This window comes from Stenotrophomonas sp. GQ19 (assembly GCF_059758695.1).
This window is the reverse complement of record NZ_JCAXES010000016.1, coordinates 1-26,819: the sequence shown is the minus strand read 5'-3', so window position 1 is coordinate 26,819 and position 26,819 is coordinate 1. Positions and strand designations below refer to the sequence as shown.

Here is a 26,819-nt window from a genome sequence, read left to right as displayed (position 1 = left end):
GGCCATGGCTGCTTATCTCGAAATCGTCTGAATGGTGGCACTTAGATGGTGCTCACGAAAGGAATCGAACCTTCGACCTCCTCCTTACCAAGGAGGTGCTCTACCGACTGAGCTACGTGAGCGAGTTTTGTATTATGGCACGAATTTGATTAGATTCAAACTCATTCAATGGAGCGGGAGACGGGGATCGAACCCGCACCATCAGCTTGGAAGGCTGAGGTTCTACCATTGAACTACTCCCGCATCGGAAGCCTTTGCCACAACATGAAACTGGTGGAGGGAGGTGGATTCGAACCACCGAAGGCGTAAGCCAGCAGATTTACAGTCTGCCCCCGTTGGCCGCTTGGGTATCCCTCCTTACCACCCTGTCCCGTGGCGCCGAAGCGTTTTCGGTGTGGGGTGGAAGAGCCGTGAATTTTGGGGATAAACAGGGGCTCTGTCAACACTCTTTTTCAACTTTTTCACACGAAGTGCAAAAAGCCCTGACGTAGCGGGCTATTGCCCGGGCAGCGGCAGCGATTCGTCGGCGAAGATGGCCACGTGCGGCACGCCATCGGCGCCGATCCAGCCCCGATACATGCCCTGCGTATTGAACGGCGCAGCAACGCGACCGTCTGCCGCGAGCACGATCGCGCCGCCGTCGCCACCGAGTGCGGGAATGCGCTCGTTGATCACCGCACGTCCCGCTTCCACCGGCCCCTGCTTGAGGTACTGCATGCGCGCGCAGATGTCATGCGCGGCCGCCGTGCGGATGTAGTACTCGCCCCAACCGGTCCCCGACACCGCGCAGGTGGCGTTGGCATACGTGCCGGCGCCGATGATCGGCGAATCACCGACGCGACCGTAGCGCTTGTTGGTCATGCCGCCGGTCGAGGTACCCGCGGCAAGATGGCCCTGCGCATCCAGCGCGACCGCGCCGACGGTGCCGAAGTGGCGCGCGGTTTCCAGGTCGGCGTGCGCCTGGCCGCTGGCCTCTTCCTTGAGCGCCTTCTGCAGCTGTTGCCAGCGTTTTTCAGTGCGGAAGTAAGCCGGATCGACCAGCGCGATGCCCTGGCTGGCGGCGAAGGTTTCCGCGCCCTGCCCCACCATCATCACGTGCGCGGAGTGCTGCATCACCGCCTCGGCCAGCAGGATCGGGTTGCGCACCCGCTGCACGCCGGCCACCGCGCCGGCCTTCAGCGTGGCCCCGTCCATCAGCGACGCATCCAGTTCGTTGCGGCCGTCATGGGTGAACACCGCGCCCTTGCCGGCGTTGAAGGTGGGATCGTCCTCGAGCACGGTGATCGCCGCGGTCACCGCATCCAGCGCGGGTTTGCCGGCCGCCAGCGCCTGGTGGCCGCGGAGCAGCGCCTGGCGCAACGCGGCACGCGCAGCCTTTTCTTCTGCCGGGGTCAGGTCCTTGCGCTCCACACCGGCGCCGCCGTGGATGACCAGCACCGGTGCGGCGGCGGTGGCCGCCAGCGGCATCGACAGGCACAGCGACAACAGCAACGCGGTTGAACGGGACATGGGCGGCACCGGCAGGTTGGGACGCCCATCATGGCCGCAGATGCGCGGTGCGGGTAGGCCCGCGCCCTGCCCTGTCGGCGCGCGTGCGTGGCCGGGGGATCCCACGACCAACGGTCGTGGGCTACCGGAGCTCCAGGCCGCCGTCGCGGATGTCGGCGGTGACCTGGAAGGCCGCGTCGTCCACGCGGAACCCGTCCAGGTGCAGCAGGCTGCCACTGCCCACGCCGGTGACCGGGATGGCGTGGAAGTCGAGCGGTTCGCCATCGCGGAGGCGGTCGGCGGTGTGCCGCGGCATCACCAGCCAGGCGTAGCCGCCATTCCTGCTGAGCACGCGGCCGCGCCCATCGGCTTCCACGCACAGGGCGGTGTCCTCGTCCACGCCGATGCCCACCATGTCCTCGCGCCCGGCCTGCTGCGCCGCCCGGGCCACGAACACGATCAACCGGCCGAGGCGGTCGCGCTTGCCGAAATGGGTGTCGGTGACCACGTTGGACAGGTACGGCATGGTCAGGAAGTCGCTGTCCAGGGTGACCTCGCCCCCCATCGGATCGCGCAGCGCGCGGGCCGAGGTGATGCTGCCGCCATCCATCGCGCCGTAGCTGTAACCGCCCAGGATGGCCAGGCCGGCGCTGGTGCCGGCGATCGGTCGGCCCGCACGGACGTGCGCGTTGAGCGCCTCGTTCAGCGCGGTGCCTTTCCAGAAGCGGATATAGCGGGACTGGTCGCCGCCGGCGATGAAGATCGCATCGGCCGCGGCTACCACCCGCAGCACCGCCGGATCATCGGCGCCCCGGCGGCTGTCGAAGACCACGGTCTGCACCGAGGCGGCACCGCCGATATCGCGGTACAGGCGCTCCTGCAGGTCGTCGGCGCCGGAGGCGCGCAGGATCACCACGCGCCCGTGCCCGGCGCGCTGCAGCCACCACTGGAAGGCCTCGGGAACCCATTCACCCCCGCCCATCAGCATCATGGCCGGTTCGGTGTGGGCGGCTGGCGCGGCATCGAGATCACCCACCTCGTAGTAGCGGTAGCCAGGGTCCAGGACGGACTGTGCGTGGCTGGGCAGGGCCAGACCGAGCAGCAGCCCCAACATCGGCGCGAACGGGCGGAAAGCCTTGTGCACGTTGATCTCCCTGAACAAAAACCGGGTGTAAGCGCTTTCACTCTTTGCCAGAGAAATCGGTAGTGGTCAAGCCCGTAAAAAAGGCGTTAAATGCGCGCCGTCCATTCGCGAAATGTGAATGGGGGACAGGCCTCCCTCGAGGCCGACACTTTCTTCTCGAGAATTCTCATGCGTAAACAGGCGATGGCGTGGTCGATCCAGCTGGCGTTGATGGGTGTGGCCGCAACCGCAGGCGCCCAGGCGCCGGCCGCGTCCGGGGTGCAGCAACTGGACACGGTGCAGGTCACCGGGTCGCGCATTCCGCGCGCCCAGGTCGAGGGCCCGGCCCCGGTCACGGTGATCACCGCCGAGCAGATCCAGGCCAGCGGCTTCACCAGCGTGCCGGACGTGCTGCGGTCGATGTCCCAGAACGGCGGTGAGACCCAGAGCCAGCAGTCCTCCAGCGGCGCGGACTTCTCGCCGGGTGCGCAGCAGGTCGACCTGCGCGGGCTGGGCCCGAACCACACCCTGGTGCTGGTCAATGGCCGCCGCATCGCCGACTTCCCGATGCCGTTCCAGGGCCGCAGCAACTTCACCGACGTGTCCAACATCCCGATCGGGATGATCGAGCGGATCGAAGTACTCACCGGCAGCGCCTCGGCGATCTACGGCTCGGACGCGATTGCCGGCGTGGTCAACTTCATCCTCAAGAAGCACGTGGATGGCACCACGGTGGACGTGCGGATGGGCACGGCCACCGAAGGCGGCGCCGATTCGTTCGACATCAGCCTGGCCAGCGGCTTCGATGCCGGTCGCTTCAGTGCGGTGTACAGCCTGGAACTGCAGTCGCAGACGCCGCTGTGGGCCTACGAGCGCAGCCAGCAGGATTCCACCCTGGACGCCCCCACCGAGAGCGCCCGCGCCGCGCGCCGTGCCTACCTGCGCACCGATTACAACGACGATTACCTGGACCCGGGCCAGGCCACCTGCGATGCGCTGGCCGGGCAGAACCGCGGCAGCACCCAGTATGCCGAGCGCCCGCGCTACGGCTTCTACTGCGGCAGCGACCGGTCGATCGGCTACGGCACGATCCTGAGCAAGCGCCGCGGCGTGAACGGCTACGCCTCGCTCAACTATGCCTTCGACAATGGCACCCAGTGGTTTGCCGACGTGCAGATGGGCTACCACGACATCGCGCTGATGCGCGACGTGACCCAGTGGGGCCGGATGGCCGCCGACGGCAACGAAGACGGCTACTTCTACAACCAGGCCACCGACCAGGTGGAGTTCTGGCAGCGCCAGTTCTCGCCCGAGGAAATGGGCGGCCTGCGCAACGGCATGATCCGCAGCACCCAGAAGACCTTCAGCGTGACCACCGGCTTCAAGGGCAGCCTGGGCCCGAACTGGGACTACGAGGCCTCGCTGAGCCATTCGCAGTACCAGTCGTCGATCCGCTGGCCGCAGATCATCGCGTCCAAGGCCAACGCGCTGTTCCTGGGCGAGCAGCTGGGCGAGTACACCGATGACGACGACAACGTGTTCCCGGTGTTCAACGCCGATCCGGCGCGCCTGTACCGGCCACTGAGCCGCAGCGAGTACGATTCGATCGCCGCGAAGACGACCTACACGCCGAAGTCGCGCACCGATACGGCCGCACTGACCCTGACCAACGGCGAGCTGTTCGAACTGCCGGGCGGCAAGGCCGGGTTCGCCGCCACCGCCGAGTTCGGCAACCAGTCCTACGCGCTGAACCCCGATCCGCTGGCGACCGAATACTACTACTACAGCTGGAAGGACTCGGACGGCCATGGCAGCCGCAACCGCTGGGCCACCGCGGCCGAGCTGCGCCTGCCGCTGCACGACACGCTCAACGTGAGCGTGGCCGGCCGCTACGACCAGTACCGCTATTCGGGCAACAGCATCGGCAAGGCAACCTGGAGCGGCGGTATCGAGTGGCGCCCGATCGACAGCCTGCTGGTGCGGGGTTCGTACGGCACCGCGTTCCGCGCGCCGGACCTGCACTACGTGTACGCCGGCCCGGGCAACGATGAAACCAGCAACAACGACTACTACGCCTGCCAGCTGGACGGCGCGGATGATTGCTCGGACTACGAAGAGAACCTGATCCGCACGCGCGAGGGCAACCGGAAGCTCGACCCGGAGACCAGCACGTCGTGGAGCGCCGGGTTTGTGTGGTCGCCGGCGGTGGGTCTGGACCTGTCGGTGGACTGGTTCGACATCGACATGCGCGACCAGGTGAAGGACATGGACGTGGGCACGATCCTGCGGGATGAAGCGGCCTGCCGTCTGGGCGGCGCCGATGCGAATTCGCCGACCTGTGTCGATGCGATCAGCCGCGTCACCCGCACCAGCGACGGCCGCCTGTACGGGGTGCACGTCAACCCGGTCAACATCGCGCGCGAGACCACGCAGGGCATCGACGTGGGCGTGCGTTACCGGCTGACCACGGGCATCGGCGATTTCATCCTGAGTGGCAACCACACCTGGGTGAAGACGCACGATTTCCAGCAGTTCGACGGCGATGTGGTGGAGGACAAGTTCGCGGTGAACAGCGGGTTCGACATTCCGCGCACCAAGACCAGCGCCAGCATCACGTGGGAGAACGATGCGTGGTCGGCGACGCTGTTCGGGTCGCGGCTGGGCAAGCTGCCGACCTACGACAGCTATGACGAGAGTTTCGATCCGGAGAGCGGCGACAGCCCGTGGATCGGGGCGACGTACCGGTACAACGTGTCGGTGCAGTACCGCGTGGACGACCATTCGCGCCTGTCCCTGTCGGTGGTGAACGTGGGCAACAAGATGCCCCCGAAGGACGCGACCTATACGTCCTACCCGTACTACGACGTGTCGTGGTTCGATACGGTGGGCCGTACGATCAACCTGCAGTACACGCACAAGTTCGGCGGCACGGCGCTGTAAGCGGCGCGGTTGCAGCGGATGCGGGCGAAAAGACGGAGGCAGTGCCTCCGTCTTTTTTTTGGCGATGCACTTCCCAAGCGACAAGGCACAAGCGATCACGGTGTGCTGGCGCCTGCGCGGGGCAGGTGGCCATGCAGAGACCCAAGCAGGTAGTGCCGGCCGCTGGCCGGCTCCCCACCATCCCGAATGCGTCCTTCGCGGTTCTCCACACCCGACGTGGAGAGGCGTGGGGGTTTGGTGTGGACAAGTAGGTGCAAGCCAACCACCGCAAGGCTTTCATGGCGTGGTGATTTTTTGTCCACGCGTGTAGGGGGTTTTCCACATCGCACGTGGAAAGCGATGGGGGTTTGCTGTGGACAACCCGGTGCGAGCGATGCGCTGCAAGGGTTTCCAGCGGTGGTCAGAAATTGTCCACGTTGCTTGCGGGGTGGGTGTGCGGGTTGCCGGCCAGCGGCCGGCACTACCGGGGTCGGGGTTTTCCACATGGGGCGTGGAGAGCGGTGGGTGTTTGTTGTGGACAAGTAGTGCCGAGCCATGTGCGGCAGGCGTTTTCAGCGCTGGTGTTTTTTTGTCCAGCGCAGCAATGGGGCGCGCAGGATGTCGGTTTTCTGCACACGTCATGCGGTTCTTTCCGCGCGCAGGCCCCGGCCTGGCGCCCTGGTCATGCGCTAGGCGCTACAGGTCAGCTTCCGCCAGGCCTCTCGCATGATGGCGCACACCGCCGGATCCTCGACCGCATGCTGCTGGTTCCAGACGCCCCCGGCGTCGGCCGCGTAGAACAGATGCACGGGTTGGAACGACGCCGGGTCGGCCCCCTGCAACAGGTGTCCGTCGAACCAGACAGCGCCTTCGCCGATGCACCACGGCCCCTGCACAGCAGCGCTTCCCGGCGCGCTCGGCCCCAGCCGCGTGAACGTGGCGCCGGTGACGTCGTGGAACCACAGGTGAGAGGCGTCCTGGAAGTAGCCCTGGCCCAGCCCAACGATCGAGCGAGGATCGGCGCCGTCGCAGAGGCGACCATGCAGATAGACGCCCTGCTGCCCGCGTGCCATGCCATCGCCTAGCACCTCGAAGCTCGCCGGCAACTCGGGCAGGCGGCACATGTCGTGCCAGACGTGGACTTCGTCGGCATAGTAGTCGTCGCTGGAGGCAAGCCGTTTGAACCGCACCGGATCGACATCGTCCGCGTGCAGACCACCGCCATCGCGGTGGGCAAGGTAGGCGCGGCGATCAACGATCACGGCCTGGCCGACCACGCGCGGCGCACACGCCAATGCCACGACGCGTCGCCCGTTGTAGTAGAGCTGACCGTCATCGGCCCAGAGTCGTCCTGCCAGCCGGCGGAATCTGTAGGGGTCGGCGTCCACCACGACGTTGTCGGCGTGTACGCCGCCGTAGTAGACCGTCTCGCCATCGGTAGCGTAGAGGTCGTAGTCGTCGTACAGGAGGATGTTGTCGGGCGATGCCCTGCGCACCCACGCGTTTCCCAGCCTCTGGAAACGCAGCACCAACGCGCGGAAGTACAGCGCCTTCTGGTGCCTGCGCTGCTCCGGCACCCACCCGAGCAGCGTGTCGACCCGCGGCATCAGCGCCGTCAGTGCCCCGGGCGGAAGGCATGCGGTGTCGTGCACCCTGCCGTGACCAATGCGCCAACAGGCCAGCTCATCCACGTCCCCGTAGGGATACCGGCCCGCGCAGACGTGCCCTGCTGAGGCCGTGAGCCGTGCCAGTGCATTGAACAGCGCCAGCGCCGGTGCGGCATCGTCCAGATTCCTGCCCCCGCTCTGGAAGAACAGCAGCAGCTGCTGATCCGGCAGGTACTGACAGAGGAAGGGCGCGTCGGGGTCGCGGTCTGCGTCGTCCACGAATGCGGCGAGTACGTCCAGCACGGTCTGGCCATCGGCGAGTGCGAGCTTCAGCCATGCCTGGAAGGTTTTCTGTGGAACCTGGATCTGTGCAGCCAGGGAGAAGGGTTCGCTCATCGGATGACGCTCCATCAGGGGTGGCGGCCGGTGCGCTGCCGGGGCTCCCTGATACTTACTGCTGCCCTGCCCTGCTTTCCATCCGATTAGTTGCAAATGGCTGTGCCGCCAAGCGGAACACAGGGCTTTTCCACAGCGTGCGTGGAAAGCGGTGGGTGTTTGCTGTGGATAAGTAGGCAGGAAGCAAATGCGGCAAGCGTTTCCAGGAGTGGTCAATTAATGACCGCCGATTGCAATCCAGCCGACAGCCCGTCGCAGATCGGCTCCACCGTCCGGACTATGCTGCGCTACCCGTTGTCGATGGAGAAAACAGCTTGCGCAGGAGCAATCCCCGCATCGCCGTTGTCGGTGCCGGCATCATCGGCGCCTCCGTAGCGTGGCATCTGACGCGCGCGAGTGCAGCCGTCACGGTGCTGGAGCGCAGCGCCGATGCGTCGAGCGGGGCGACCGGCAGCTCGTATGGCTGGGTGGGTACGGGCAGCATGCTGCCGGGCGATTCGCCGTCGCGCTTTGTCATGATCCGCGACGCCATGCCGGAATTTTCCCGGCTGGCGAACGCGCTGGGGCCATTACCGATCGCGGCGCGCGGTGCGCTCGTATGGGCTGGTACGGACGCTGAAACCGACGCGTTTGTAGCCCAGCAGCGAGAGGCCGGTATCGGTATCGAGCTGCTCGATCACGCAGGCATCAGGACGTTGGAGCCGCACCTGAAGGCGCCGGCACTGGCCGCATGGGTGCCCGGGGATGTCGCCCTCGAACCCGCCCTACTGACCGCGCAGCTGTTGTCCAGTGCACGGGCATCCGGCGCGCGCGTAGTCTTCAATCAGGAGGTGTCGGCCATCGAAACCCGCAACGGCCGGGTCACCGGAGTGGTGACAACGGACGGGACCCATGCCGTGGACGCCGTGGTGCTTGCCAATGCCGCCAGCGCCGTGCCCCTGGCGGCACGCCTGGATATCCACCTGCCCGTGCATGAGGCGCCTGCCGTATTGCTGGCGTTCGATGCACTGCCCGGGCGTCTCCATCACCTGCTGTGTGCCGCGGACCACGAAGTCCGCCCACGCCTCGGCGGTGGAATGCTGGTTGCGGCCGACATGCCCGTCGAGGGCGATGCCGGGCTGGACAGCCTCGCCCGTCAGTGCATGGCCGATACGCAGGCCCTGCTCGCTGCCCCTGCCGGATTGGTGTTGCGCTCGGTGAGGGCCGTGCAACGGCCGTTGACCAGCACCGGTATGCCAGTACAGGGATTCCTGCCAGGCATTGAAGGCGTTTACGCCGCCATCGCCCATCCGGGCGTGATGCTCGCGCCCTGGCTGGGCCGGCTGGCGGCGGAGGCGTTGATCGCCGCATGAGCGGCCGTGCCGGTAGACGGCCTGCTGCCCCGTGACGTGCCACTGCCCAGCATCTCGAAGCTCGCAGGCGACCCGGGCAGGCGGCGGGCCATGTAACGCGAGCCTATTCGCCACTAGCACTGATTTACCCAGGCGTCGTCCTTGAGCTCAGTACGAGCCAGCCTTGAGCAACCCCTCCTCCCTACTCCGTCCAAGCGCTGCGGCGATCACCGCTGGGCGTAGTCGCCGCACCTCACCCTTACGGGCATCGTCCTGATAGCCCAGTTTCAAAGGATGTTCGGCGAGGAACGACTCGACCTTCGCCAGCAGTGCAGGCGGTATATCCCGATCCTCGAGCAGGATTGCCTTGTTCGCCGGCCTGGCAAGCAACGCGCGTGCAAAGAAGGTATCTACGTCGCCCGCCTTGAGGGCTGCCTCCGCGGTCAGACCGGCCGCCAGCATGAGCTGGGCCTCGCTCCGGCATCGCGCCACGACTGCATCGATGCGCTCACGCGACGGCAGCGAGGGGAAAGGACCGTTTTGAGGACCAAACACATCGCTGCCGATGCGGTAGTCGCGCTCAAACCCGAAGAAAGGCACGAGCCGCACGGATAAACCTGGGCATAGGTGATGCCTCGGAACGGAGTCCGCCTCGTTGTAAGAGGTCGTCCGGCTCAGCTCGTCATATGCGAGGCGTGGTCGCTTCATGGTTTCTACCAGGGAGCGCTTGCCCCATATCGTGCTGTACTCCTGTTCCTCGCCGAACTGCCGGTGCTGAATGCCGATGGTCGGCGTGACCAGGAACGCAAGCACCGTCAGCGCCGCGGCGGCCGCCCATTGTCGGCCAGGCGCAGGGACGGGCAACCGACATTGACGCCTGCTGGTTGACACCACCCATATCGGCACGGTGATGATGAACAGCCCCAGGAACAGACCGAACAGACTGAACGTCGGCATCCCGTAGGCCCCCAGGCGATAGAACGTGCCAGCGCCGATGATCAGGTTGACCGTCATCGCCGCCAGTCCACCTATGGCAATGTAGGCCGGCCAATGCAGCCGCGACAGCCGGGAAGCCTCCCGCCAGGTGAGAGGGCGTGCGGGGGCCCGCGTCGAGTGTGCGTCCGTGCTCATGCGCATATCCTGTCTGCTGTCGAGAGGCGCCGACAATACACTGGCGCTTCACTCTGACGCGGCAGTGCATCCATACGATGATTGCAGCAGTGCTCAAAAAAACCGGGCACGTCACAGCAAAGGGCGCTGGGCCTGGTATAGCGGCCAGTGATACCCAGACAGGAATGAATGACGGGATAGACACGCGCTGCGTCCACGAGGGACCGCTGCCCGGCACACCAATGCGGTTGTCCCGGAGGAACCGAAGAACGCGGGTGATTCTTTGTCCAGTTCGGCTTCGCCTGTCTCAAACGCAAACGCCCCGCTCGGGGCGGGGCGTTTGCGCGACATCAACGTGCGATGGAATCAGACGTTGAAGCGGAAGTGCAGGATGTCGCCTTCCTGGACGCGGTATTCCTTGCCTTCCAGGCGCAGGCGACCCGCTTCCTTGGCACCGGCTTCGCCCTTGTACTTGATGAAGTCGTCATAGGCGATGGTTTCAGCGCGGATGAAGCCCTTCTCGAAGTCGGTGTGGATCACCGCGGCGGCCTGCGGGGCGGTGGCGCCCTTGCGCACGGTCCAGGCACGGACTTCCTTCACGCCTGCGGTGAAGTAGGTCTGCAGACCCAGCAGCTGGTAGGCGGCGTAGATCACGCGGTTCAAGCCCGGCTCGGACAGGCCGAGGTCGGCCAGGAACGTGTCGCGGTCTTCGTCGTCCAGCTGCGACAACTCTTCTTCGATGGCCGCCGACACCGGCACCACCTGCGCGCCTTCGGTGGCGGCGCGGGCGCGTACGGCGTCCAGGTGCGGGTTGTTCTCGAAGCCGTCTTCCAGCACGTTGGCGATGTACATGACCGGCTTGAGGGTGAGCAGGAACAGGTCACGGACCAGCGCCTTCTCTTCCTCGTCCAGGCCCGCCGAACGACCGGCCTTGCCGTCGGCCAGCGCGGCCTGCAGCTTGGCCAGCACCGGCTTGCGTGCCGCCGCTTCCTTGTCGCCACCCTTGGCGGCGCGCTCGGCGCGGTTCAGCGCCTTCTCGACGCTGTCCAGGTCGGCCAGGGCCAGCTCGGTGTCGATGGTGTCGATGTCCGACAGCGGGTCGACCTTGTTGTTGACGTGGATGACGTCGGCGTTTTCGAAGCAGCGCACCACGTGGGTGATCGCATCCACTTCGCGGATGTGGGCCAGGAACTTGTTGCCCAGGCCTTCACCGCTGGCGGCACCGGCCACCAGGCCGGCGATGTCGACGAACTCGACCGCGGTCGGGATGACCTTCTGCGGGTTGATGATCGCGGCCAGCTCGTTCAGGCGCGGATCCGGCACCGGCACGATGCCGACGTTCGGTTCAATCGTGCAGAACGGGAAGTTGGCCGCAGCGATGCCCGCCTTGGTCAGCGCATTGAACAGGGTCGACTTGCCGACGTTGGGCAGACCGACGATGCCGCATTTGATACCCATCTTTGACAACCTCTGGGGTGGTAGGTACCGACCGTTGGTCGGTACACCGTGGTTATTTCGGGGTGTGGAGGCGCTTCATCGCCTCACTGTAATCGCCGGATACCGCCAGCGGCAGCACGTCGATCGCATCTTCGATGGCACGACCAATCAGCACATCATCGTCTTTGCTGGCACGCCCCAGCACCCACGGGACCACGCGGTCCTTGTGGCCGGGATGGCCGATGCCGATGCGCAGGCGGTGGAACTTGCCGTGGCCGAGCAGGCGGATGGTGTCGCGCAGGCCATTCTGGCCGCCGTGTCCACCGTCGAACTTGAGCCGGGCCACGCCAGGCGGCAGGTCCAGTTCGTCGTGCGCCAGCAGGGTTTCTTCCGGTTCGATCTTCCAGAAGCGCTGCGCGGCGGTGACCGATTTGCCACTGAGGTTCATGAAGGTGGCGGGCTTGAGCAGCCACACCGAGTGCCCGGCGATGTCGACCTTGGCGGTCTCGCCGAACAGCTTGCTGTCCACGCTCCAGCGCGCGCCGGCCTGTTCAACCAGGGCGTCAATGAAACGAAACCCGGCATTGTGCCGGGTCTGGGCGTGCTCGGGTCCGGGATTGCCCAGACCAACGATCAATCGCAATCCTGTCATCACTCTTCTTTCGTCGGTACCGGCCCTGTGCCGGCACATACAGAAACGGCGCCTGCCCCGAAGGACAGGCGCCGCAATCACTTACTCTGCAGCCGGCGCTTCGTCGGCAGCTTCTTCCTTGCCGAGCTTGGCGGTGACGATCGCGTCGTCATGGTCCTTGCCCTGGGCCAGGGCCGGGATCTCGACGCCCTTCGGCAGCTTGATGTCCGACAGGTAGATCACATCGCCAGCCTTCAGGTCGGCCAGGTCGACGTCGATCGACTCCGGCAGGTCCTTCGGCAGGCAGGACACGGTCACTTCCTTCAGTTCGTGGGTGACCACGACGTCGGCAGCCTTGCCAGCCGGCGAGGTGTCTTCGTTGATGAAGTGCAGCGGGACGTTGGCGGTCAGCGCTTCGTTCTCGTTCACGCGCAGGAAATCCAGGTGGATGATCAGCTGCTTGAACGGGTGGCGCTGCATGTCACGCAGCAGGACCTTGGTGATCTGGCCATCCAGGTTCAGGTCCAGGATCGACGAGTAGAACCACTCGTTCTGCTGGGCAAGCCAGGTGGCGTTGTGGTCCAGGTTGATGTTGATCGGAGCGGCGTCGCCGCCGTAGACGACGGCCGGGATCACGCCGGCGTGACGCAGGCGGCGGCTCGCACCCTTGCCCTGCACGTCACGAGCGGTGACCTTGATTTCATGGGTCTTGGACATTGTATTGACTACCAGTTGGTGCCTTGCCGGATGGCTTGGCGATGAAGGGCACGTCCGCGACCAGACGTACCCGGGGCCCGCCCACCGTTGCCGGCGGGCGGAAAAAAAATCAGTCCACGTACAGCGAGCTGACCGACTCGCCGAAGGCGATGCGGCGCATCGTTTCGGCCAGCATTTCCGCCACGCTGAGCTGGCGGATCTTGCTGCACACCCGCGCCTCTTCACGCAGCGGGATGGTGTCGGTCACCACCAGCTCATCGAGCTGGGAGTTGTTGATGTTGTCCACCGCCGGGCCCGAGAGCACGGCGTGGGTGCAGTACGCGGCCACCTTGAGGGCGCCACGCGCCTTCAGCGCCGCGGCAGCCGCACACAGGGTGCCGGCGGTATCGACGATGTCATCGACCATCACGCAGGTCTTGCCTTCGACGTCACCGATGATGTTCATCACGGTGGAGACGTTGGCGCGCGGACGGCGCTTGTCGATGATCGCCAGGTCCGCATCGTCAAGCCGCTTGGCCACCGCACGTGCGCGCACCACGCCGCCCACGTCCGGGGACACCACGATCAGGTTTTCCGTGCCGTAGGCGCGCCAGATATCGGCGAGCAGCAGCGGCGAGGCATATACATTGTCGACCGGCATGTCGAAGAAGCCCTGGATCTGGTCGGCATGCAGATCCACCGTCAGCACCCGGTCGGCGCCCACGGCACTGAACATCTTGGCGGCCACCTTGGCGGTGATCGGCACGCGCGAAGAGCGCATGCGGCGATCCTGGCGCGAGTAGCCGAAATACGGCACCACCGCGGTAACGCTGTTGACCGAGGCGCGCTTGAGCGCATCGATCAGCACCAGCAGCTCCATCAGGTTCTCGGCGCTCGGCGCGCAGGTCGGCTGGATCACGAACACGTCCTGCTTGCGGACGTTTTCCTCGATCTCGACCTGGACTTCACCGTCGGAGAAGCGCGACACCAACGCCTTGCCCGGTCGCACCCCCAGTTCCTTGCAGATGCTCTGCGCAAGGCGCTTGTTGGCGTTGCCGGAAAATACCAGCAGGTTGGGGTGATCTTGCATCATGACGGTCTCGGGCGGGAGCGATTGGAGAACTCGGCCGCCGGCACCCTGGAGTGTCTGCGGTGACAACACCGCGGATCATCGGCCGTGCCCGCGCAGGCATGCGCATGGGAACGCGGCTGACATCCGCAAGTGGCAGGGGCGGGAGGATTCGAACCTCCGAATGCCAGGATCAAAACCTGGTGCCTTGGGCCTCTTGGCGACGCCCCTGCATCAAAATCAATAACGCTCGAGTACATCAAGCAGTGGCGAGCGCTCCACGCCCGCAGCCACCCATGCCCGCAGTTCTTCCGGCAACTGCGCCAGGCCCTGCTCTGCAGCAGCGCGCGTGGCGAAGGCGACGAAACAACCGCTTCCCGACCCGGTGAGTCGTGCCCGGCCGATCCTGCTCAACGCTGCAAACGCTGCCTCTACGGCAGGTTCGCGACGGCGCAGTACCGGCTCGAACGCATTCCCGAGCAAAGACCCGGAAGCGAAGTCCGCTATTTTCGCCACTGGGGCGTCGCGCGTCAAATGCGGATCTGCAAAAAGTCCGGCGGTCGGGGCGTGCACCCCCGGATCGGCGACCACATACCAGGCCGGCGCGAGGGCAATCGGGGTGAGCTGCTCGCCCACCCCGTCGGCCCAGGCGTTGTGCCCACGGACGAAAACCGGCACGTCCGCGCCCAGCTGCAGCCCCAACGCGGCCAGCGCATCGACGTCCAGGCCAGCGTTCCAGAGACGGTTCAAGCCCACCAGCACGGTGGCGGCATCGGACGACCCGCCACCGAATCCACCGCCGGCCGGAATGTGCTTTTCAACGCCGATATCCGCACCTTGGGCGACATTGGCAGCGCGTTTAAGCAACAGCGCGGCACGCACCGCCAGGTCATCGGCCTCGGCCACGCCCGCCAGCGAGGGGCCATCGCGGCGCACCTGGCCGTCTTCACGCACGCGCAGCCGGATCTCGTCGCCCCACGCCAGCAGCGCGAACACGGTCTGCAGCTGGTGGTAGCCATCGGGCCGGCGGCCGGTGATGTTCAGGAACAGATTGAGCTTGGCCGGGGCCGGCCACTGCGACCAGCCCGCGTTCAGGTCCGGAGCACTCATGGGCGGCCGAGTGTCCAGCTGTCGACGACCACGCGCACTTTGGCGTCGCCGCTGGTCGCTTCGATCCGCCGCGGCAGCACCGGGCGGTCGCCCTCGGCCGGGTACCAGTCCAGGTACTGGATCTGCCAGCCCATCTGTTCGACCCGACGCGGCCGACCGTCGCCGTCGCGCTCGACGCGCTCGGCGGCGCCGGTGTCATCGGCGACCAGGCCCCGCACCCAGTCGGGCAGCTGGTTGACCGGGATGTCCCAGCCGGTCGCCTCCAGCAGCACCTGCTGGGCGTCCTCGCCTTCACGCGGACCGCCCTCCAGGCCTTCCAGGCGCCCGCCTTCGTGGTGGCTGTCGCCGGTCAGCTTCCAGCTCTGGCGGGTGACCGGTGCACTCAGCTCCACCACGTAGCGACGCGCATCCTGCTGCCAGTCGATGCGGCCGTTGCCGCCGTTGCGCCCCTTGTTGACCGCGACGCGGCCCTGGAAGCTCCACTGCGGCTGCGCGCGGACGGCGGCCACGCGAGCCGCCTCGGCTTGCTCGGCCTCGGCCGATACGGTGGTCACCACGGTGGGCGCGGCCGGGGCCTTGCGCTCGTCCAGCGACACGCAGGCCGACAAGGATGCGGCCATTGCCAGCGCGGCGCCGGCCTTGAACAGGTTCAACGTCATACGCCGTATTTCTCGATCACGCGCTGCAGGGCGCGGTTGTCAGGGTCCAGCTTGCGTGCCTCGTCGAGGAAACGCCGTGCCTCGTCCTTGCGGCCCAGTACCCAGAGCACCTCGCCGACGTGCGCGGCGACCTCGGCGTCCTTGCTCAGGGTCCAGGCGCGGCGCAGCTGCACCAGCGCTTCTTCATTGCGGCCCAGGCGATACAGCACCCAGCCGTAGCTGTCGACGATGGCCGCGTTGTCCGGCTCGGCAACGCGGGCGCGGTCGATCAGCTCCAGCGCTTCCTGGTAGCGCTGGGTGCGGTCGGCCAGGGTGTAGCCCAGCGCATTGAGCGCGGCCACGTTCTCCGGGTCGGTCACCAGGATCTTGCGCAGGTCGGCTTCGGCGCGCGGCACATCATCGCGGCGCTCCCAGGCCAGGGCGCGGGCATACAGCAGCGCGTTCTCATCCGGGTATGCCGCCAGGCCACGGGCCAGGGCGTCCAGCTCACCGGGCAGGTCGTCGCCGCGCTGGCGCAGTTCGGCCTCCAGCAGGTAGGCATCGCGCCGGGCTTCGTCGTCGACGGTGGCGTCGGACTGGATGGCATGCACTTCGGCGAACGCCTTGTCCGGGCGGCCCGCGTCGTACTGGGCGTTGGCGGCACGCAGGCGCGCTTCCGGCAGCTCCTCGCCCCCAGGCACGCTGTGGTACCAGTCCACCGCTTCGGCCGGGCGCTTGAGGTACTCGGCGATCTTGCCCAGCAGCAGGCGCTGGGCGGGGTCGGGCTTGGCGGCCTTGGCCGACAGGTCCTTGTAGAGCAGCAGCAGGCCCGCGTCGTCCTTCTGCTTGGCCAGCAGCGAGGCACGCATGCCCCAGGTCTGCACGTCCTGCGGGCCGACGGCCAGCACGCGCGCGGCCGAACGCGGATCGCCGAGGCTGTCATAGGCGATGGCCAGCGCGTTGCGCAGTTCCGGGTCCTGGCGGCTCTTGGGCTCGACCCCGCGCAGCAGCGCCAGCGCGTCCTCCTGCTTGCCGGCCTGGGCCAGCTGGCTGGCATTCAACAGCGCCACGCGCGGTTCGTTCGGGAAGCGTTTGACCACTTCATCGACCATCCGCTTGGCCAGGTCCGGGCGCTCCATGCGCATGGCCAGGCGGCCCAGCTCCTGCCAGACCTCCAGTTGATCGGGAATCGCGTTGTCGTCCACCAGCCCGCCCAGCACCTGCGCCGGCACGGCGGGGTCGCGCCCGCCGCCGATCAGCGCGGCGATGGCGAACTTCCAGCCGCGCGGGTCCGGGTCCTTCAGCAGCGCCCCCAGTTCGGTGCGCGCGCCGGCGATGTCGGCCTGGCGCATGTCCAGCGCGGCGGCAGCGCTGCGCATGGCCAGGCTGCGCGGGGCGCGGGCCTCCCATAGCGCCAGCGCCCGGGCGGCACGCTTGTCGTCGTCGGCCAGCATGGAGATGCGGGTGGCGCGCTCGGCCAGCCCGGCGTCGTCGGTGCCGGCCTCGGCGGCCTCCAGGTACCAACGCGCGGCGTCGCCGAGCTTGCCGGCCTGCAGGGCGAACTCACCGGCCATGACCGGTGTCAACGGCGCGGTCTGGGCCGCTGTGGCCTTGGCTGCCGGGGCTGCAGCGGGGGCCGGCGGCGCCGCCGCCAGGGCGTTGGCGACGGACAAGGACAGCAACAGAACGCTGGAGATGCGAATCAATGCGGGCATCGGGGGCTTCTGGCCTTAAAATGACGACTTGAATGGCCAGCAGCTTATCGCAAGCAACTGAACAATGACCCTGTGGGTGCTCGGACTGAATCACCAGACCGCGCCAGTGGAACTGCGCGAACGCGCGTCCTTTGGCGGCGACGCCCTGCCCCAGGCATTGGCGTCGCTGCGCGATACCCCGCAGGTGGCCGAGGCCGTGCTGCTGTCCACCTGCAACCGCACCGAGCTGTACGCCGTGGCCGAGTCCGGTGACGCGCTGGCGCAGTGGCTGGAATCCCACGCCGGGCAGCTGCACGGCTATCTGTACCAGCACGCCGACGCCGACGCGGTGCGCCACCTGTTCCGCGTGGCCACCGGGCTGGACTCGATGGTGCTGGGCGAGCCGCAGATCCTGGGCCAGGTCAAGGACGCCTGGGCCATCGCACGCGACCACGGCCTGCTGGGCCAACGCCTGGACCGGCTGTTCCAGCAGACCTTCTCGGTGGCCAAGCGCGCGCGTACCGATACCCGCGTGGGCGCCAACCCGATCTCGGTGGCCTCCACCGCGGTGCGCCTGGCCCAGAACTCGTTCGCGCGGCTGGAAGATTCCACCGTGCTGCTGGTGGGCGCCGGCGAAACCATCGAACTGGCCGCCCGCCACCTGAGCGAAGGCAAGGTGCGCCGCCTGCTGGTGGCCAACCGCACGCTGGCCCACGCCCAGGAACTGGCCAGCCGGCACGGCGGCGTGGCGCTGCCGCTGACCGAACTGGAGCGTCACCTGGGCGAGGCCGACGTGGTGTTTTCGGCCACCGCCGCACGCGAGCCGGTGATTGCCCGCGCGCATGTGGCCGCCGCGCTGAAGGCCCGCAAGCACAAGCCGATGCTGCTGTTCGACCTGGCCGTGCCGCGCGATATCGAGGCGGGCGTGGGCGAGCTGCCCGATGCGTTCCTGTATACCGTGGACGATCTGGAACGGGCGGTGGAAGACAACCGCCGCAGCCGCCGCGAGGCCGCTGCCGAAGCCGAAGCGATCATCGAACTGCAGGTGGCCCGCTTCGTGGAAACCCTGCAGGCCAGCGCCCACCAGGCGCCGCTGCGGCAACTGCGCGCGTACGGCGAAGCGACCCGCGTGGAAATGCTGGAGAAGGCCCGCCAGCAGCTGGCCCACGGCAAATCACCGGACGAAGTGCTGGAACTGCTGGCCCATGGCCTGACCAACCGCCTGCTGCACCCGCCCACCGCGGCGCTGCGCGCCGCGGCGCTGAGCGGCGATACTGAGCTGACCCGCGCCGCCGAGCGCCTGTTCCCGGCCAAGCCGGGCTACCAACATCCTGCTGTGAAGACTGATGACGCCGACCCTGCGCCGTAAGCTGGAAGCGCTGGCCGAACGCCGCGAAGAACTGGAACGCCTGCTTGCCGACCCGGCCGTGGTGAACGACAACGATCGTTTCCGCGCGTTCTCGCGCGAGTTCGCGCAGCTGCAGCCCATCGCCACGGCCCTGGCCGACGAGTCCCGTGCGCTGGCCGACCTAGCCGCTGCGGAAGCCATGCGCAGCGACCCGGACCTGCGCGAGCTGGCCGAAGAAGAAATCACTGCCGCCCAGCAGCGCCTGCAGCAGCTGGACCAGGAACTGGCGCTGCTGCTGGTGCCGCGCGACCCGCGCGACGACGGCAACCTGTTCCTGGAAGTGCGGGCCGGTACCGGGGGCGATGAGGCCGCGATCTTCGCCGGCGACCTGTTCCGCATGTACGCCCGCTACGCCGAACGCCAGGGCTGGAAGGTCGAGATCGAATCGGACAGCCCCGGCGAACACGGCGGCTACAAGGAAATCGTGGCCCGCGTAGTCGGCCGCGGGGCTTATTCCAAACTGAAGTTCGAGTCCGGGACGCACCGCGTGCAGCGCGTGCCGGCCACCGAATCGCAAGGCCGCATCCACACCTCGGCGGCGACGGTGGCGATCATTCCCGAAGCCGACGAAGTGGATGACGTGGTGATCAACCCGGCTGACCTGCGCGTGGATACCTTCCGCTCGTCCGGCGCCGGTGGCCAGCACGTCAACAAGACCGAATCGGCGATTCGCATCACCCACGTGCCCTCCGGGGTGGTGGTGGAATGCCAGACCGAGCGCAGCCAGCACGCCAACCGCGACAAGGCGATGAAGCGCCTGAAGGCCCAGCTGCTGGATGCCGAACGCAGCAAGCAGGCCGCGGCCACGGCCGAAAGCCGTCGGCTGCAGGTGGGCAGCGGCGACCGCAGCCAGCGCATCCGCACCTACAGCTTCCCCCAGGGGCGCATCACCGACCACCGCGTGGAAGGGCTGACCCTGTACGACCTGCCCAACATCATCGCCGGCGAGCTGGACACGCTGGTGGAACGGCTGATCCACGAGCACCAGGCCGACGAACTGGCGCAGCTGGCGGCGGGCACCTGACCATGGACGCGGACCGGCAGCAGCTGCGCCTGGCGGTGCAACGCCAGCCGGCCGATTTCATCGCCTGGGTCATGCTGGCCGATGCCGAACTGGAGGCCGGCGATGTAGCAGCCGGCGAGCACGCCGCCACGCGTGCCCTGCAGTTGCGCGACCACCACCCCGAAGCGCTGGCCCGGCTGGGCCGTGCACGCTGGATGCAGGCGCGCCACGCCGAGGCGGCAGCGTTGCTGCGCCAGGCGTCCGACAGCGCACCCCAGCACCCCGGAATCGCCCTGTGGCTCGGCCACGCGCTGGAGGATGCCGGCCAGCCGGAGGCCGCCGCCGATGCCTACCGGCATGCGCATACGCTGCTGCCAGGTGAGCCCTACATCACCGCCCAGCTGCTCAACTGGCAGCGTCGGCTGTGCGACTGGCGCAACATCGAGCGCCTGTCGGCGCAGGTGCGCCAGGCCGTCGCGCAGGGCCAGGCTGCGGTTGAGCCGTTCGCATTCCTGAGTGAAGACGGCAGCGCCGCCGAACAACTGGCCTGCGCGCGGCAGCGCGCGGCGGCCATCCGCGCCAGCGTGACGCCGTTGCCGGCGACCGCGGTGCGCGGCCAGGGCCGCCTGCGCGTGGGCTTTCTGTCCAACGGCTTCGGCGCACATCCCACCGGGCTGCTGATCGTGGCACTGCTGGAACAGCTGGCCGCCGCCGGCCGCCTGGACCTGCACCTGTTCGCGCTGACCGGCAACGATGGCAGCGCCATCCGGGCACGCCTGCAGGCGGCCGCCACGCAGGTGCACGAGGTGGGCACACAGTCGCACCAGCAGATCGCCGCGCGCATCCGTGACACCGCCATCGACGTGCTGTTCGATCTGCGTGGCTGGGGCGGCGGCGGTACCCCGCAGGTGCTGGCGATGCGCCCTGCCCCGGTCCAGGTGAACTGGCTGGCCTATCCGGGTACCTCCGGCGCGGACTGGATCGACCATGTGCTGGCCGATGCCTTCGTGCTGCCCGCGCCGCTGGCGACCGGGTTCAGTGAACAGGTGCGGTACCTGCCGCGGGCGTTCCAACCGTCGGACAACACCCGCGTGCTCGCCGCGCCGCCGTCGCGCGAAGCGTGCGGGCTGCCGGCACAGGGCGTGGTGCTGTGCTGCTTCAACAACAGCTACAAGCTCAACCCGCGCAGCGTGCAGCGCCTGTTCGCGGTGCTGCACGGCGTGCCCGGCAGCGTGCTGTGGCTGCTGTCCGGCCCGGGCAACGCCGATGCGCGACTGCGCAGCGCGGCGCGCCAGGCGCAGCTGGATCCGGCACGCCTGGTGTTCATGCACAAGCTGCCGCACCCGGACTATCTGGCGCGCTACCAGCACGCCGATCTGTTCCTGGACACCCACCCCTACAACGCACACACCACCGCGTCCGATGCCCTGTGGGCCGGCTGCCCGGTGCTGACCTGCCCCGGGGCGACGTTTGCCTCGCGCGTGGCGGGCAGCCTCAACCATCACCTGGGGCTGGCACACATGAACGTGGCCGACGACCGCGCCTTCGTAGCCACCGCCATCGCGTTGGGCAACGACGCCCCGGCGCTGCAGGCGCTGCGCGCGGAACTGGCGCTGCGCCGCGGCGACAGCGGCCTGTTCGACATGGCCGGGTTCGCCAGTGACTTCAGCACGGTGGTGGAAGACCTGGCGCGCGAACGCGGTTGGCAGGGAGCAGCGTGACATCCGGCGCGGGATCGCCACGCGTGCTCGCGCTGCTGGAAGAGCAGCGCGCACAGGCGATCGCGGCGCTACGCGACACGGCTGGCGACCCTGCCGCGTTGGCGTGGAAGGGCGAGCTCGACCTGGCCATCGCCCGCCTGCAGTGGTGCGCACAGCACGCGATCGATGGTCGTGCCGTGGCCACGGCGCTTCCCTGGCCGGCCGACGCGTTCGGGTCGTTTGCCGTGGTCGAATGCAACGATGAGGGTGAGCCGGTGGCGGATCGCATGCTGCAGAGGGCCGGCGAACCGGTGGTCCTGCTGCCGGGCGACCTCCTCGTGCACCGGCCGCGTGCGCTACCCGGCGACGCCGACAACGGCTGAACTTTCGCTGCGCTAGGCTCGGGGTTCCCGACGATGACCGAGGCACGTGGATGGGCAAGCTCAAGCGCAAGGAATACGAGGCCCTGCTGGAACCCATGCAGCTGGAGCTGATCGCGATGGCGCGCTGGGTGCAGCACACCGGGCAACGCGTACTGGTGCTGTTCGAAGGCCGCGATACCGCCGGCAAGGGCGGTGCGATCCAGGCCATCGCCGAGCACCTCAATCCGCGCCAATGCAAGGTGGTGGCGCTGCCCAAGCCGACCGACCGCGAAAGCACCCAGTGGTATTTCCAGCGCTACATCGCACACCTGCCGGCCGGCGGCGAAATCGTGCTGATGGACCGCAGCTGGTACAACCGCGCCGGGGTCGAGCACGTGATGGGCTACTGCAGCGAACCGGAGTACAAGGCGTTCCTGGCCCAGGCGCCGGTGGTCGAGAAGCTGCTGGTGGACGATGGCATCCTGCTGTTCAAGTACTGGTTGGGCGTGGACCAGGCGCAGCAGGAAAAGCGGTTTGCCGAGCGCCACATTGACCCGCTCAAGGGCTGGAAGCTGTCGCCGGTGGACCTGGAGTCACGCAGCAAGTACAGCGCCTACACCGACGCGCGCGAAGCGATGCTGCGCGCGACCCACCGTGACGAGGCGCCGTGGACGCTGGTGGACTTCAACGACCAGAAGCGCGGCCGGCTGGCGCTGATCCGCAACCTGCTCGACCGCCTGCCCGATACCCGCGTGGACGAACCGGAACTGGCGCTGCCGCCGTTGAAGGGCAAGCTGCACAAGGAGCAGTTCGGGGTGCTGCCGCCGATCGAGGGGTTCGAGATCCCGTAACGCCGCGCCCCCACGTAGAGCCGGGCTCTGCCGTGCCGCGTGGTGACCAGGCGTCGTGAGATCAACGCATCGCCATGCATCCGGGACCTGCCGCATGGCGACGAAACGTAGTGCCGGGCTCTGCCCGGCAGCTTCACAGGAGCGCCGCGGACACCTGCTGCACGTGTACCGTCTTGGGAAGCAGCCGGGCAGAGCCCGGCTCTACGCGCGTGGTGCGGCACGTCATGGGCGCATGGCGATGCGTTCAACGTCATGGCGCGTACATACCCCGCGGCGCGGCAGAGCCCGGCTCTACGGCTCACCCTTCCTTGATGCGCGCTTCGATGTCGTGCGCGGTGACCGGGCCGAGGAACTCCTTGGCGACCTTGCCGTCGGGCGCGATCAGGTAGGTCAACGGCAGGCCGCGCGGGATGGCGAAATCCTCGGGCGGGTTGTAGGTGTCCACGATGACGATGGGATAGGTCACCGGGCGCTTTTCAAGAAACGCCTTCATCTCGGCCGGCTCGATGTCCTCGTACGCCAGGCCGACCACCTCGATCTCCGTGCGCATCGCGTGCAGCGCCGACAGCTCCGGCATCTCCTTGCGGCACGGCGCGCACCACGTGGCCCAGAAATTGACCACCACCCACTTGCCGCGATGTGCGGCCAGGTCGTAAGTGCTGCCATCCAGGGCCGGCAACCTCAGGGTGGGACGTTCGACGGTCTTGCGATCGGTCGGCGCGACCTCACCGGTCGCCGGCGTGGCCGGCTCTGCGACGGCGGCAGGAGGCGTGGCGGGGGCGGGCGCGGTGGCATCCGGTTGCGCGGGCTTGTTGCAGGCGGCCAGGGCCAGCAGGCCCACGGCCAGCAGCAGGGGCTTGGCGGTCATGGTGTATCTCCGGGGGTCGAATAGATATCGCTGACGCGGCGCTTGAGCAGTTCGCGCAGTGGCAGCCGCAAGGCATCCAGCGCCAGTACGGAGGCCTGGCCCAGACTGTCGTCGCGGTACGGCAGGTAGGCTTCGCGTACCGGAATGCGCATCTGCGTGGTCTCGTACAGGTCAGACAGGGTGAGCTTGTCCAGGTCGCGCGCCAGCAGCCATTCGCCGCGCTCGTCGCGCCGTACCACGCGGATGGCCTCCAGATCGCACAACATGGTCTGCAGCAGCGAATCGGTGAGCATGGGCTCCAGCCGCAGGATCTCGTCATCGTCCAGGCTGTGGCCTTCGGCCCGGGCCTGCTGGAACCGCCCGATCAGGCGCAGCAGGCCATAGATCTCGTAGCCGGTGGGCAGGCGCAGCTCGGCCGGCTGGTAGCGGAAGGCGGCGATCGAGGACGCCAGCGAGGCCCCCAGCAGCACCGACACCCAGCACAGGTAGATCCACAGCAGCAGGATCGGCACGAAGGCGACGGTGCCATAGAGCTTCTGGTAGGACTGGAAACTGCCCAGGTAGGCGCCCATGCCCCACTTCACCAGTTCCAGCATCACCGCCGCCAGGATCGCGCCGGGAATGGCATGCCGCCACTTCACCGTGTGGTGCGGTACCACCCGGTAGACCAGCGTGATGCAGACGAACTCGATCAGGATGGGCGCCACGGTCAGCGAGAAATTGGCCAGCCAGCGGCCTTCGCTGGTGCCGAACAGGGGCAGCGCGAACACCCGCGCCGATACCGCCAGCGAGGCGGCGGCCAGCATCGCGCCGAGGGTCAGCACGGTCCAATAGACCAGGAAGCGGGTCAGCTTGGGCCGGGTGGAGCCCACGCGCCAGATCTGGTTGAAGGTTTCTTCCACGCTGTTGAGGGTGATCAGCAGCGACACCACCAGCGCGATGAAACCGGCGGCGGTGAGCTGGCCGGCGCTGGCCGAGAACTGGCGCAAGTAGCCTTCGGCGGCGCGCGCGGCGTTGGGCACGAAGTTGGAGAACACGTAGTCGCTGAGCTGGTCGCTCCAGCGGTCGAACACCGGGAACGCCGACAGCACGCCGAATACCACGATGGCCAATGGCACCAGCGCGAACACGGTGGTGTAGGCCAGCGAGGCCGCGGCCTGGAACAGGCGGTCGTCCAGGAAGCGCCGCCAGAGGAAGCGGCCGAAGCTGGCGGCACGCTTGCGATCGCGCACGCGCTCCATCCAGAGGTTCACGGTGTCGAGGGGTTCCATCGGCGCAAGGGTACCCGAAGAGGGGTGTGCGGGACTGCATCGCATCGCCATACTGGCCGCTGGTCCGGATGAGATGACGCGCGATGGCGGAAATACTGGTGCTCTACTACAGCCGCGGTGGTTCGGTGGCCCGGCTGGCCCGCCAGATCGCACGGGGCATCGGCGAGGTGCCGGGCATGAGCGCGCGGCTACGCACGGTGCCGCCGGTGGCGGCGGTGACGCAGACTGCCCGCCCGCCGGTGCCCGAAGATGGCGCGCCCTACGTGGACATCGGCGATCTGGCCGAGTGCGACGGCCTGATCCTGGGCAGCCCGACCCGTTTCGGCAACATGGCCGCGCCGGTGAAGCATTTCCTGGATGGGCTGGGCGCCGAATGGGTCAATGGCACGCTGGTCGGCAAACCGGCCGCGGTGTTCACCTCGACGGCGTCGTTGCACGGGGGCCAGGAATCGACCCTGCTGTCGATGCAGGTGCCGCTGCTGCACCACGGCTGCCTGATCGTCGGCATTCCGTTCACCGAGCCGGCGCTGAGCCACACCACTACCGGCGGCACGCCGTACGGCGCGAGCCACGTTGCAGGGGCCGACGACAACCCGGTACCGAGCGAAGATGAGGCGATCCTGGCGCGTGCGCTGGGCCGGCGCGTGGCCGACATCGCGCGGCGGCTGGCATGAACGGCCGCGCGCAGGACGCCATCCTGGCGCTGCTGCTGGTGGCGCTGGCGGCGGTGTACGCGCTGTGGTTCGCGCAGGACCGGCACTGGCTGGCCACGCAACTGGTGTTCACCCTGCCGCCGCTGCTGCTGGCGCTGGGGGTATGGTTGCGGCGCGGGAAGGCGGCCTTCTGGGCGGGGGTGCTGGCGCTGTTCTGGTTCAGCCACGGGGTGATGAGCGCCTGGAGCCACCCGGAAACAGCCGGCTGGGCATGGGCGGAGCTGCTGCTGGCGCTGGCGGTGATCGGGGTGGGCAGTGGCCCGGGGCTGCGCCGCCGCTTCGGGAAACGCTGACCGGTTGGCGGCCTGCGGCTGCGGGGCGGCGCTGGCGGTCGTATCATCTGCATCCCGGCGCGGGCTGCCCGCACGGTTCTGACCGCTATCCAGGAAGCCTGCAATGGACGAACTACTGATCATCACCACCGGTGGCACGATCGACAAGATCTACTTCGACGACAAGTCGGACTACCAGATCGGCGATCCGCAGATCGGGATGATCCTGCGCGAGCTGGGCGTGACGTTCCGTTTCAATGTGATTCCGATCCTGCGCAAGGATTCGCTGCACATCACCGATGAGGACCGCGAGCTGATCCGCGCGACCATCGCCGCGCAGCCGACGCGCCACGTGCTGGTGACGCACGGCACCGATTCGATGGTGCAGACCGGCCAGGTGCTGCGGAGCATCGCCGACAAGACGATCGTGATGACCGGCGCACTGAGCCCGGCCCGCTTCCGTGGTTCAGACGCAGAGTTCAACATCGGCTGCGCGATCGGCGCAGTGCAGTCGCTGGCCAGCGGCGTGTACATCGCCATGAACGGCCGCATCTGGAACCCGGAGCACGTGCGCAAGAACGTCGCAGCGAACCGGTTCGAAGAAGCCTGAGAAAAAGCCTGATCGGCTTGCGCCTCTAAAAGCTGCATTCCCAGCCGCACCTGGCTGGGTGGGGGTGTGTGAGTCCGCGGGACACGCCGTAAATCCATCCCTGGAGGCTCGTGAGCGCCTTGCTCGTTTGTGCAGTCCTGCACAAACGGCAAGACCGGGGTTGGGCGTCCTGCCCAACCCGTCCGGCGCATGCGCCGGACCCATGGCGCCCAACGGTCCCGCGAACTCACACACCCCCACCCCAGATAGTCAGTCGGTGGCCTGGGCAAGGCCAAAGCAGCACAGAGCAGAGCAACACGTCTGCGCTCTAAGATGCCGCTTCTTCGTTGCGTACCAGCACACTGTCAAAGGCTGGGTACGGGTGGGTTGGCGGGACCGTTGGGCGCCATGGATGGCGCTCACGAGCCTTATCTGATCGGAATCTGGCAGTTTAGGTGTCGAGAGCCGGCGTGGGCCGCCGTGTGAGCCTGGATCTCGACGATCGCCGTGTAGCTTGGCGCCCACGCCGGAAT

General features: G+C 67.5%; 23 protein-coding genes and 4 tRNA genes. 10 read left to right on the top strand and 17 right to left on the bottom strand.

Annotated features, from left to right (window positions below; genetic code table 11):
• Positions 1–46: 46 nt before the first annotated feature.
• The 5 genes from AC6CHL_RS20655 to AC6CHL_RS20635 all read right to left on the bottom strand — a co-directional run bounded on the left by AC6CHL_RS20655 (position 47) and on the right by AC6CHL_RS20635 (position 2,602).
• A tRNA-Thr gene (locus tag AC6CHL_RS20655) sits at positions 47–122 on the bottom strand.
• Between the two features lie 47 nt (positions 123–169).
• Positions 170–243 (bottom strand) — tRNA-Gly (locus tag AC6CHL_RS20650).
• 28 nt (positions 244–271) lie between these two features.
• A tRNA-Tyr gene (locus tag AC6CHL_RS20645) sits at positions 272–357 on the bottom strand.
• Between the two features lie 138 nt (positions 358–495).
• On the bottom strand, positions 496–1,509 hold the full coding sequence (locus AC6CHL_RS20640) for an isoaspartyl peptidase/L-asparaginase family protein (protein ID WP_498296033.1): 1,014 nt from the start codon (positions 1,507–1,509) through the stop codon (positions 496–498).
• 121 nt (positions 1,510–1,630) lie between these two features.
• Complete coding sequence (locus AC6CHL_RS20635) at positions 1,631–2,602, bottom strand: cyanophycinase (RefSeq protein WP_498296035.1); 972 nt, start codon at positions 2,600–2,602, stop codon at positions 1,631–1,633.
• Between the two features lie 198 nt (positions 2,603–2,800).
• On the opposite strand from AC6CHL_RS20635, the gene AC6CHL_RS20630 reads away from it, so the two are divergent.
• Complete coding sequence (locus AC6CHL_RS20630) at positions 2,801–5,551, top strand: TonB-dependent receptor plug domain-containing protein (protein ID WP_498296032.1); 2,751 nt, start codon at positions 2,801–2,803, stop codon at positions 5,549–5,551.
• 668 nt (positions 5,552–6,219) lie between these two features.
• On the opposite strand, the gene AC6CHL_RS20625 is transcribed toward AC6CHL_RS20630, so the two are convergent.
• On the bottom strand, positions 6,220–7,533 hold the full coding sequence (locus tag AC6CHL_RS20625; protein ID WP_498296031.1) for a hypothetical protein: 1,314 nt from the start codon (positions 7,531–7,533) through the stop codon (positions 6,220–6,222).
• 314 nt (positions 7,534–7,847) lie between these two features.
• On the opposite strand from AC6CHL_RS20625, the gene AC6CHL_RS20620 reads away from it, so the two are divergent.
• Entirely contained in the window at positions 7,848–8,885 is a 1,038-nt protein-coding gene (locus AC6CHL_RS20620; RefSeq protein ID WP_498296030.1) for an NAD(P)/FAD-dependent oxidoreductase, read from the top strand.
• A gap of 147 nt (positions 8,886–9,032) precedes the next feature.
• Here the strand turns inward: AC6CHL_RS20620 and AC6CHL_RS20615 are convergent, their stop codons facing one another.
• The 9 genes from AC6CHL_RS20615 to AC6CHL_RS20575 all read right to left on the bottom strand — a co-directional run bounded on the left by AC6CHL_RS20615 (position 9,033) and on the right by AC6CHL_RS20575 (position 17,270).
• On the bottom strand, positions 9,033–9,995 hold the full coding sequence (locus tag AC6CHL_RS20615) for a hypothetical protein (protein ID WP_498296027.1): 963 nt from the start codon (positions 9,993–9,995) through the stop codon (positions 9,033–9,035).
• Positions 9,996–10,340: 345 nt separating this feature from the next.
• Positions 10,341–11,432 carry a redox-regulated ATPase YchF gene (ychF, locus tag AC6CHL_RS20610; protein WP_038690322.1) on the bottom strand — a complete coding sequence of 364 codons (1,092 nt, stop codon included), beginning with the start codon at positions 11,430–11,432 and terminating at the stop codon, positions 10,341–10,343.
• A 52-nt stretch (positions 11,433–11,484) separates the two neighbouring features.
• Complete coding sequence (gene pth / locus AC6CHL_RS20605) at positions 11,485–12,063, bottom strand: aminoacyl-tRNA hydrolase (protein ID WP_038690324.1); 579 nt, start codon at positions 12,061–12,063, stop codon at positions 11,485–11,487.
• An 81-nt stretch (positions 12,064–12,144) separates the two neighbouring features.
• The gene (locus AC6CHL_RS20600) at positions 12,145–12,759 is read right to left on the bottom strand and encodes a 50S ribosomal protein L25/general stress protein Ctc (RefSeq protein WP_038690326.1); all 615 of its coding nucleotides are present in this window, start codon (positions 12,757–12,759) and stop codon (positions 12,145–12,147) included.
• Between the two features lie 109 nt (positions 12,760–12,868).
• Positions 12,869–13,828, bottom strand: a complete 960-nt coding sequence (locus AC6CHL_RS20595; protein WP_038692467.1) for a ribose-phosphate diphosphokinase — start codon at positions 13,826–13,828, stop codon at positions 12,869–12,871.
• A gap of 133 nt (positions 13,829–13,961) precedes the next feature.
• Positions 13,962–14,038, bottom strand: a tRNA-Gln gene (locus tag AC6CHL_RS20590).
• A gap of 9 nt (positions 14,039–14,047) precedes the next feature.
• Positions 14,048–14,917, bottom strand: a complete 870-nt coding sequence (gene ispE, locus AC6CHL_RS20585; RefSeq protein ID WP_498296024.1) for a 4-(cytidine 5'-diphospho)-2-C-methyl-D-erythritol kinase — start codon at positions 14,915–14,917, stop codon at positions 14,048–14,050.
• Positions 14,914–15,576 (bottom strand): lipoprotein insertase outer membrane protein LolB, encoded by a 663-nt coding sequence (gene lolB / locus AC6CHL_RS20580; RefSeq protein ID WP_038690330.1) that lies wholly within the window; start codon positions 15,574–15,576, stop codon positions 14,914–14,916. Before lolB ends, ispE begins: the two co-directional genes overlap by 4 nt.
• Positions 15,573–17,270 (bottom strand): tetratricopeptide repeat protein, encoded by a 1,698-nt coding sequence (locus AC6CHL_RS20575; RefSeq protein WP_038690332.1) that lies wholly within the window; start codon positions 17,268–17,270, stop codon positions 15,573–15,575. Before AC6CHL_RS20575 ends, lolB begins: the two co-directional genes overlap by 4 nt.
• 64 nt (positions 17,271–17,334) lie before the next feature.
• On the opposite strand from AC6CHL_RS20575, the gene hemA reads away from it, so the two are divergent.
• The 5 genes from hemA to ppk2 are packed head-to-tail and all read left to right on the top strand — an operon-like array spanning position 17,335 to position 22,573.
• On the top strand, positions 17,335–18,618 hold the full coding sequence (gene hemA / locus AC6CHL_RS20570; RefSeq protein WP_463600432.1) for a glutamyl-tRNA reductase: 1,284 nt from the start codon (positions 17,335–17,337) through the stop codon (positions 18,616–18,618).
• Entirely contained in the window at positions 18,596–19,681 is a 1,086-nt protein-coding gene (gene prfA / locus AC6CHL_RS20565) for a peptide chain release factor 1 (RefSeq protein WP_447592062.1), read from the top strand. Before hemA ends, prfA begins: the two co-directional genes overlap by 23 nt.
• 2 nt (positions 19,682–19,683) lie before the next feature.
• A complete protein-coding gene (locus tag AC6CHL_RS20560) occupies positions 19,684–21,381 on the top strand; it encodes an O-linked N-acetylglucosamine transferase, SPINDLY family protein (protein WP_498296022.1) in 1,698 nt (565 codons plus the stop codon).
• Between the two features lie 23 nt (positions 21,382–21,404).
• Positions 21,405–21,743 (top strand): hypothetical protein, encoded by a 339-nt coding sequence (locus AC6CHL_RS20555; RefSeq protein WP_498296020.1) that lies wholly within the window; start codon positions 21,405–21,407, stop codon positions 21,741–21,743.
• Positions 21,744–21,793: 50 nt separating this feature from the next.
• Positions 21,794–22,573: a polyphosphate kinase 2 gene (gene ppk2 / locus AC6CHL_RS20550; protein WP_038690341.1), complete on the top strand. Its 780-nt coding sequence runs from the start codon at positions 21,794–21,796 to the stop codon at positions 22,571–22,573.
• 298 nt (positions 22,574–22,871) lie between these two features.
• Here ppk2 and AC6CHL_RS20545 read toward each other — a convergent pair whose 3' ends face one another.
• Together AC6CHL_RS20545 and AC6CHL_RS20540 are read right to left on the bottom strand one after the other, a co-directional pair.
• A complete protein-coding gene (locus AC6CHL_RS20545; protein ID WP_448133075.1) occupies positions 22,872–23,441 on the bottom strand; it encodes a TlpA family protein disulfide reductase in 570 nt (189 codons plus the stop codon).
• Positions 23,438–24,712 (bottom strand): YihY family inner membrane protein, encoded by a 1,275-nt coding sequence (locus AC6CHL_RS20540; RefSeq protein WP_038690345.1) that lies wholly within the window; start codon positions 24,710–24,712, stop codon positions 23,438–23,440. The genes AC6CHL_RS20545 and AC6CHL_RS20540 overlap by 4 nt, the downstream gene beginning before the upstream one ends.
• A gap of 83 nt (positions 24,713–24,795) precedes the next feature.
• On the opposite strand from AC6CHL_RS20540, the gene wrbA reads away from it, so the two are divergent.
• From wrbA to AC6CHL_RS20525, 3 genes are all read left to right on the top strand, one after another.
• Entirely contained in the window at positions 24,796–25,386 is a 591-nt protein-coding gene (gene wrbA, locus AC6CHL_RS20535) for an NAD(P)H:quinone oxidoreductase (RefSeq protein WP_038690347.1), read from the top strand.
• Positions 25,383–25,718: a DUF2069 domain-containing protein gene (locus AC6CHL_RS20530; RefSeq protein ID WP_128095670.1), complete on the top strand. Its 336-nt coding sequence runs from the start codon at positions 25,383–25,385 to the stop codon at positions 25,716–25,718. The genes wrbA and AC6CHL_RS20530 overlap by 4 nt, the downstream gene beginning before the upstream one ends.
• Before the next feature lie 103 nt (positions 25,719–25,821).
• Positions 25,822–26,307: an asparaginase domain-containing protein gene (locus AC6CHL_RS20525; RefSeq protein WP_038690351.1), complete on the top strand. Its 486-nt coding sequence runs from the start codon at positions 25,822–25,824 to the stop codon at positions 26,305–26,307.
• Positions 26,308–26,819: the final 512 nt, after the last annotated feature.

Excerpts from the sequence above, each read along its gene's own strand:
- AC6CHL_RS20640 (WP_498296033.1), bottom strand. The coding sequence starts at position 1,509 with ATGTCCCGTTCAACCGCGTTGCTGTTGTCGCTGTGCCTGTCGATGCCG.
- AC6CHL_RS20635 (WP_498296035.1), bottom strand. The coding sequence starts at position 2,602 with ATGTTGGGGCTGCTGCTCGGTCTGGCCCTGCCCAGCCACGCACAGTCC.
- AC6CHL_RS20630 (WP_498296032.1), top strand. The coding sequence starts at position 2,801 with ATGCGTAAACAGGCGATGGCGTGGTCGATCCAGCTGGCGTTGATGGGT.
- AC6CHL_RS20625 (WP_498296031.1), bottom strand. The coding sequence starts at position 7,533 with ATGAGCGAACCCTTCTCCCTGGCTGCACAGATCCAGGTTCCACAGAAA.
- AC6CHL_RS20615 (WP_498296027.1), bottom strand. The coding sequence starts at position 9,995 with ATGAGCACGGACGCACACTCGACGCGGGCCCCCGCACGCCCTCTCACC.
- ychF (WP_038690322.1), bottom strand. The coding sequence starts at position 11,432 with ATGGGTATCAAATGCGGCATCGTCGGTCTGCCCAACGTCGGCAAGTCG.
- pth (WP_038690324.1), bottom strand. The coding sequence starts at position 12,063 with ATGACAGGATTGCGATTGATCGTTGGTCTGGGCAATCCCGGACCCGAG.
- AC6CHL_RS20600 (WP_038690326.1), bottom strand. The coding sequence starts at position 12,759 with ATGTCCAAGACCCATGAAATCAAGGTCACCGCTCGTGACGTGCAGGGC.
- AC6CHL_RS20595 (WP_038692467.1), bottom strand. The coding sequence starts at position 13,828 with ATGCAAGATCACCCCAACCTGCTGGTATTTTCCGGCAACGCCAACAAG.
- ispE (WP_498296024.1), bottom strand. The coding sequence starts at position 14,917 with ATGAGTGCTCCGGACCTGAACGCGGGCTGGTCGCAGTGGCCGGCCCCG.
- lolB (WP_038690330.1), bottom strand. The coding sequence starts at position 15,576 with ATGACGTTGAACCTGTTCAAGGCCGGCGCCGCGCTGGCAATGGCCGCA.
- AC6CHL_RS20575 (WP_038690332.1), bottom strand. The coding sequence starts at position 17,270 with ATGCCCGCATTGATTCGCATCTCCAGCGTTCTGTTGCTGTCCTTGTCC.
- hemA (WP_463600432.1), top strand. The coding sequence starts at position 17,335 with ATGACCCTGTGGGTGCTCGGACTGAATCACCAGACCGCGCCAGTGGAA.
- prfA (WP_447592062.1), top strand. The coding sequence starts at position 18,596 with ATGACGCCGACCCTGCGCCGTAAGCTGGAAGCGCTGGCCGAACGCCGC.
- AC6CHL_RS20560 (WP_498296022.1), top strand. The coding sequence starts at position 19,684 with ATGGACGCGGACCGGCAGCAGCTGCGCCTGGCGGTGCAACGCCAGCCG.
- ppk2 (WP_038690341.1), top strand. The coding sequence starts at position 21,794 with ATGGGCAAGCTCAAGCGCAAGGAATACGAGGCCCTGCTGGAACCCATG.
- AC6CHL_RS20545 (WP_448133075.1), bottom strand. The coding sequence starts at position 23,441 with ATGACCGCCAAGCCCCTGCTGCTGGCCGTGGGCCTGCTGGCCCTGGCC.
- AC6CHL_RS20540 (WP_038690345.1), bottom strand. The coding sequence starts at position 24,712 with ATGGAACCCCTCGACACCGTGAACCTCTGGATGGAGCGCGTGCGCGAT.
- wrbA (WP_038690347.1), top strand. The coding sequence starts at position 24,796 with ATGGCGGAAATACTGGTGCTCTACTACAGCCGCGGTGGTTCGGTGGCC.
- AC6CHL_RS20530 (WP_128095670.1), top strand. The coding sequence starts at position 25,383 with ATGAACGGCCGCGCGCAGGACGCCATCCTGGCGCTGCTGCTGGTGGCG.
- AC6CHL_RS20525 (WP_038690351.1), top strand. The coding sequence starts at position 25,822 with ATGGACGAACTACTGATCATCACCACCGGTGGCACGATCGACAAGATC.